Below are 5555 nucleotides of genomic sequence, written 5' to 3'. Positions count from 1 at the left end.
GAATATAGCCACGTGGTCGCTGCCCTGATTCGCCGCTTCCAAGAGGCCAAACAGTCCGGTGCTGCCGACGTCACGGTCTGGGGCACCGGCACGCCGCGGCGGGAGTTTCTGTATGTCGACGACATGGCGGACGCCTGCGTGCACCTGATGAAGACCTATTCGGCGAGCGAGATGGTCAATATCGGCACCGGCTCCGACATCACCATCGCCGATTTCGCCCGCCTGGTGGCGGCGACCGTCGGCTACACCGGCGCGATCAGCTACGATATCTCGCGGCCCGACGGCACCCCGCAAAAACTGCTCGATGTCAGCCGGCTCGACAGCTTGGGCTGGCACGCCCGCACCTCGCTGGAGGACGGCATGCGGCTGGCGTATCGGGCGTATCTGAATGAGTCGACGCAGCCGGTGGAGTCGTCCACCGTTCCTCCCGTCAGCGTCGCGTAGTCGAATGGGTGGCAAAGTGGCGGGCAGGCAGTTCCTCCCGTCATTGCGAGCGCAGTGAAGCAATCTAATCTTTCTTTCTTGGCGGCCCGATGGATGCTTCGCTGCGCTCGCAATGACGGCGGAGAAACTAACGCGCCGCCGCGCGGGGCGGCGCCTTGGCCAGCGCCAGCGCCATTGCTGAGATCAGCGGCTTCATGAAAAAAGCATCATTGGCCGGATAGATATCCGTGCGCAGGCCGTGGGCTTTCAATTCGTCCGAGACCGCAGGTCCGACGGAGGCGATCGGGGTCTTGGCAAGACCCTCGCGCAAGCGCGCCTCCGAGCCTTTTGTGCGCGCCACCTCGATCAGGCGGCGAATCTGCCCCAGATTGGTCAGCGCGATCGCGTCGACGCGGCCGTTCGCCATTTCCTCGATCGCGGTCATGATGTTGGCATCCGCGGCCTCGGCGTCATAGACGTAGGGCAGCACGGCATCGACGCTGGCGCCCCGTGCGGTGACGGCGCGGATCAGCGCGCTGTGATCCTTGTCGGGATAGAGCTGCAGCCCAAGCCGATGGCCCTCGAGGTCGATCTGCGACAGCATCTCGGCGATGCCCTCGGAGGTGGGCTTTTCCGTGGTCTGCTGCGGTTCCAGTCCGATTTCGCGCAAGGCCCGGCCGGGTTTTGGGCCGCGCGCGAATTTGCGCGCTTGGCCGAGCGCCCTGATGAAATCCTGCTCAGCACCGATTCGCCGCGCCAGCTTCACCAGCCGACGCAGGCCTTCACCGGTCAAAAGTACCAGGTCATCGAATGGCCGCGCGATGCAGCGGCCGATCCAGGCCTCGATCGGCGCGGGGTCAGGCGCGTCATGGATGGCGAACATCGGGCATTGCAGCACGTCGGCGCCCTGCTCGCTGAGCAGCCGGGAAAACTGCGCCTCCTCGCGCGTCTCCAGGATCAGGATGCGATAGCCGTTGAGGCGTTCAGCCGGGATTCTTGCTGCCATGTCGTGCTTCTCAAAAGTTTCTTGCGTCCCAACCCATCCAATCAGCGCCGCGTTCATCCTGACTCCCAACCGGCCGTTGGCGCAAGGGCGCGGGCGATGCTAGAGCAGGGCACTGCGGTTCCCGCTTCTCCTGCTCAAGACCTGATCAGCCGCCATGCCCGATCCCGACTACGTGTTGACGCTGTCCTGCCCCGATCGTCCCGGCATCGTTTCGGCCGTCTCGACCTTTCTCGCCCATAACGGGCAGAACATTCTCGATGCCCAGCAGTTCGGCGATGTCGAGACAAACAAGTTCTTCATGCGCGTGGTGTTCACCGCGGCCGACCTCGCGGTGGGATTGGTGCCGCTGCAGACCGCCTTCTCGGCGATCGCGGAACGCTTCGCCATGGACTGGCAGATGCGCGACCGCGCCAGCAAGCGGCGGGTGATGCTCCTGGTCTCGAAGTCCGACCATTGCCTGGTCGACATTCTCTACCGCTGGCGAACCGGCGAACTGGCGATGATTCCGACCGCGATCGTCTCCAATCATCCGCGGGAGATCTATGCCGGGCTCGATCTGTCCGGGATCGCGTTCTATCATCTGCCGGTAAAGAAGGACACCAGGCGCGAGCAGGAAAGTGCGATCTGGGATCTCGTGGGCCAGACCGAAACCGATCTCGTGGTGCTTGCCCGCTACATGCAGATCCTTTCCGACGAACTGACGGAAAAACTCGCCGGACGCTGTATCAACATCCACCACTCGTTCCTGCCGGGATTCAAGGGCGCCAAACCCTATCATCAGGCGCATGAGCGGGGCGTCAAACTGATCGGCGCCACCGCTCATTACGTCACCAGGGATCTCGACGAGGGCCCGATCATCGACCAGTACGTCGAGCGCATCAGCCACCGCGATACGCCCGAGGACCTCGTGCGCAAGGGCCGAGACATCGAGCGCCGCGTGCTGGCGCGCGCGATCCGCTACCATCTGGAGGATCGCGTGATCCCGAACGGCCGCAAGACCGTGGTGTTCGTGGACTGATCAGCTGTCCAGCTCCGTGTGTTTGCACCGGCCGCCGGCTAGTGCACCGGGTTCAGCGCAGACGATTGCACCGGACCCGTCGAAGACGCCGGACCGGACGACGACGATGAGCTGGATGTCGCCGGCTGGTCGCCGCGCTGGTCGGCCGGCAATTGGCGCAGCCGCTCCCGCTCCTTCATGTATTCGTCGTATTTCGCGGTGCCGGGTCGTGGCGGCGCATCGGCCGGCAGCCCGCCCGCCCATTTTGGAACGTAGTCGCCCATGCTGGCCGAGAGTTTTTCATTGATGGACGCGCAGCCTGCGAGGCTGCAGGCCAACAGGACGGACGCGAGCAGGTTCACGAGCTGGCGGGGACTGAACTTCATGCGGGACGCGTCAAAGCCTTTTGCTGGCGAGGGGTGGGGCAACGCCTATGTGCCCCCGCGACCCTCTAAGATATATCCGTAAGATTGACGAATTACGGCGCTCGAGGTAAAATAACACCTCAATCTGGTTTTCTTAGACATTTGGTTTTCTGTCGATCAGCGCAGGGATGATGTCACTGCCCGACGGCCACACCGATGGTCGCGATTGACAATGGCCTTCAACCGAGACGCCATGGGGCACCGCTATACGGCGGAAAAATCTAGGCTATGGTGAGGCGAGCGCCGGGGGACTCGGCACGGGGACCGACCAGGGGAGGACGAGTTGATGTTTGTTGATGCCAGGATGCTGTGCGAGGTGCTGTGCAAGCTTCCGTCGCGGGCCGTGTTGGGCGCAGCGATGCTGGGTGCCTTGACGTTCGGGCCGGCGCGCGCCGAGGATACCGTGAAAATCGGCTTGATCCTGCCGATGACCGGGGGCCAAGCCTCGACCGGCAAGCAGATCGACAATGCGATCAAGCTCTACATGGAGCAGCACGGCGACACCGTCGCCGGCAAGAAGATCGAGATCATCCTGAAGGATGACGCCGCCCTGCCGGACAAGACCAAGACGGAGGCGCAGGAGCTGATCGTCAACGACAAGGTCAATTTCATCGCTGGCTTTGGCGTCACGCCGGCAGCGTTCGCCGCGGCGCCCCTGGCGACCCAGGCCAAGATCCCGGAAGTCGTGATGGCCGCGGGCACCTCGATCATCACCGAGAAATCGCCCTATATCGTCCGCACCAGCTTCACGCTGGCGCAATCCTCCACCATCATCGGCGACTGGGCGGTCAAGAACGGCATCAAGAAGGTTGCGACCCTGACCTCGGATTATGCGCCCGGCAATGACGCGCTGAACTTCTTCAAGCAGCATTTCACTGCCGGCGGCGGCCAGATCGTCGAGGAGGTCAAGGTGCCGCTGGCCAATCCGGATTTCGCCCCGTTCCTGCAGCGGATGAAGGACGCCAAGCCCGACGCCATGTTCGTGTTCGTGCCGGCCGGCCAGGGCGGCAACTTCATGAAACAATATGCCGAGCGCGGGCTCGACAAGGACGGCATCAAGGTGATCGGCCCCGGCGACGTAATGGACGACGACCTGCTCAACGGCATGGGCGATGCGGCGCTCGGCACGGTCACCGCGCATATCTATTCGGCGGCCCATCCCTCGGCGCTGAACAAGGCGTTCGTCGCGGCCTACAAGAAGGATTTCGGCAGCCGTCCGGGCTTCATGGCCGTGAGCGGCTACGACGGTATCCATCTGATCTACGAGGCGCTGAAGAAGACCGGCGGCAACACCGACGGCGACGCGCTGATCGCCGCGATGAAAGGCATGAAGTGGGAAAGCCCGCGCGGCCCGATCTCGATCGATCCGGACACCCGCGACATCGTCCAGAACGTCTACATCCGCAAGGTCGAGAAGGTCGACGGCGAGCTCTATAATGTCGAGTTCGAGACTTTTGAAGCCGTGAAGGACCCGGGCAAGACGAAGAAGTGACGCCGAACAACGCGCCATCTCCTCATTCTCCACGTCATGCCCGGGCTTGACCTGGCTCGACCCAGGCATCCATGATTTCTCTTCACGATGTAGAGGCAAAAGACGTGGATGGCCGGCCCTTCGCCGCGCCGAAGGGGCTTCGGCCCCACAGGCGAGACAAGCCCGGCCATGACGACGTATCTTTCGTGTTGCGGTTTTGCTGAACTGATCCCATGACCTCTGTCCTCACCAATTTGTTCGACGGCGTGGCTTACGGCATGCTGCTGTTCGTGCTGGCCTGCGGGTTGGCTGTCACCCTCGGACTGATGAATTTCGTCAATCTCGCGCATGGCGCGTTCGCGATGGCGGGCGGCTATGTCTGCGCGGTGCTGGTCAACCGGCTCGGTTGGCCGTTCTTCGCCGGCCTGCCGCTGGCGTTCGCGGCGAGCGCCGCCATCGGCACGCTGCTGGAGCGGCTGTTGTACCGCCATCTCTACAGCCGCAGTCATCTCGACCAGGTGCTGTTCTCGATCGGTCTCGTCTTCATGTCGGTCGCGGCGGTCGACTACATCATGGGATCGTCGCGGGTCTTCATCAATCTGCCGGCGGCGCTGGAAGGCCAGTTCGATATATTCGGCGTCGGCGTCGGCCGCTACCGGCTGATGATCATCGTGATTTGCGGCCTTTTGACTGTGGCGCTGCAACTGGTGCTGGCGAAAACACGATTTGGCTCCAGGCTCCGCGCCGCGGTCGACGATCCGCGCGCCGCCAGCGGGCTTGGCATCAACGTGCCGCAGGTGTTCGCCTTTACCTTTGCATTCGGCTGTGGCCTCGCTGGCCTCGGCGGCGCGCTGAGCGCGGAAATCCTCGGCCTCGATCCGTATTTTCCGCTGAAATTCATGATCTACTTCCTGATCGTGGTGACGGTCGGCGGTTCTTCCAGCATCACCGGGCCGTTCCTGGCGGCGCTGCTGCTCGGCATCAGCGACGTCGCCGGCAAATATTATTTTCCCAAGATGGGACCGTTCGTGATCTACACCATCATGATCGTGATCCTGCTGTGGCGTCCCAACGGCCTGTTCGGCCGCACCGCCTCGCGTTGAGCCGAGATGAGCGCGCCAACCGACGTCGGATATCATGCAAGGCTGAAGGCGCGCTGGCGTCCAAGCGAGGCCGTGTTCTGGCTTGCGGTCGCGGCCTGCGCCTTCGCGTTTCCCTCGCGCTATCTGATCA

At 63.1% G+C, this 5555-nt stretch carries 6 protein-coding genes; 4 read left to right on the top strand and 2 right to left on the bottom strand.

The features are described from left to right. Positions 1 to 444, top strand: a 444-nt coding sequence (locus tag WCB02_RS09390; protein WP_423957735.1) for an NAD-dependent epimerase/dehydratase family protein, incomplete at its 5' end; no start/stop codon positions are given. A 127-nt stretch (positions 445 to 571) separates the two neighbouring features. Here WCB02_RS09390 and WCB02_RS09385 read toward each other — a convergent pair. Next, complete coding sequence (locus tag WCB02_RS09385) at positions 572 to 1429, bottom strand: uroporphyrinogen-III synthase (RefSeq protein ID WP_423957734.1); 858 nt, start codon at positions 1427 to 1429, stop codon at positions 572 to 574. A gap of 154 nt (positions 1430 to 1583) precedes the next feature. Between WCB02_RS09385 and purU the strand changes: the two genes are divergently transcribed. Then, positions 1584 to 2447: a formyltetrahydrofolate deformylase gene (gene purU / locus WCB02_RS09380; protein ID WP_423957733.1), complete on the top strand. Its 864-nt coding sequence runs from the start codon at positions 1584 to 1586 to the stop codon at positions 2445 to 2447. Between the two features lie 38 nt (positions 2448 to 2485). On the opposite strand, the gene WCB02_RS09375 is transcribed toward purU, so the two are convergent. Next, positions 2486 to 2812: a hypothetical protein gene (locus WCB02_RS09375; RefSeq protein ID WP_423957731.1), complete on the bottom strand. Its 327-nt coding sequence runs from the start codon at positions 2810 to 2812 to the stop codon at positions 2486 to 2488. Positions 2813 to 3209: 397 nt separating this feature from the next. Here WCB02_RS09375 and WCB02_RS09370 point away from each other — a divergent pair, with 397 nt between their 5' ends. Continuing rightward, positions 3210 to 4343, top strand: a complete 1134-nt coding sequence (locus WCB02_RS09370) for an ABC transporter substrate-binding protein (protein ID WP_423957737.1) — start codon at positions 3210 to 3212, stop codon at positions 4341 to 4343. Between the two features lie 212 nt (positions 4344 to 4555). Then, the gene (locus tag WCB02_RS09365; RefSeq protein WP_423957730.1) at positions 4556 to 5425 is read left to right on the top strand and encodes a branched-chain amino acid ABC transporter permease; all 870 of its coding nucleotides are present in this window, start codon (positions 4556 to 4558) and stop codon (positions 5423 to 5425) included. Positions 5426 to 5555 lie beyond the last annotated feature (130 nt).

It is taken from the genome of Bradyrhizobium sp. (assembly GCF_049581145.1).
In the GTDB taxonomy this organism is placed as follows: domain Bacteria; phylum Pseudomonadota; class Alphaproteobacteria; order Rhizobiales; family Xanthobacteraceae; genus Bradyrhizobium.
The sequence above is the reverse complement of the archived record's forward strand: the minus strand, read 5'-3'. Positions and strand labels throughout refer to the sequence as shown.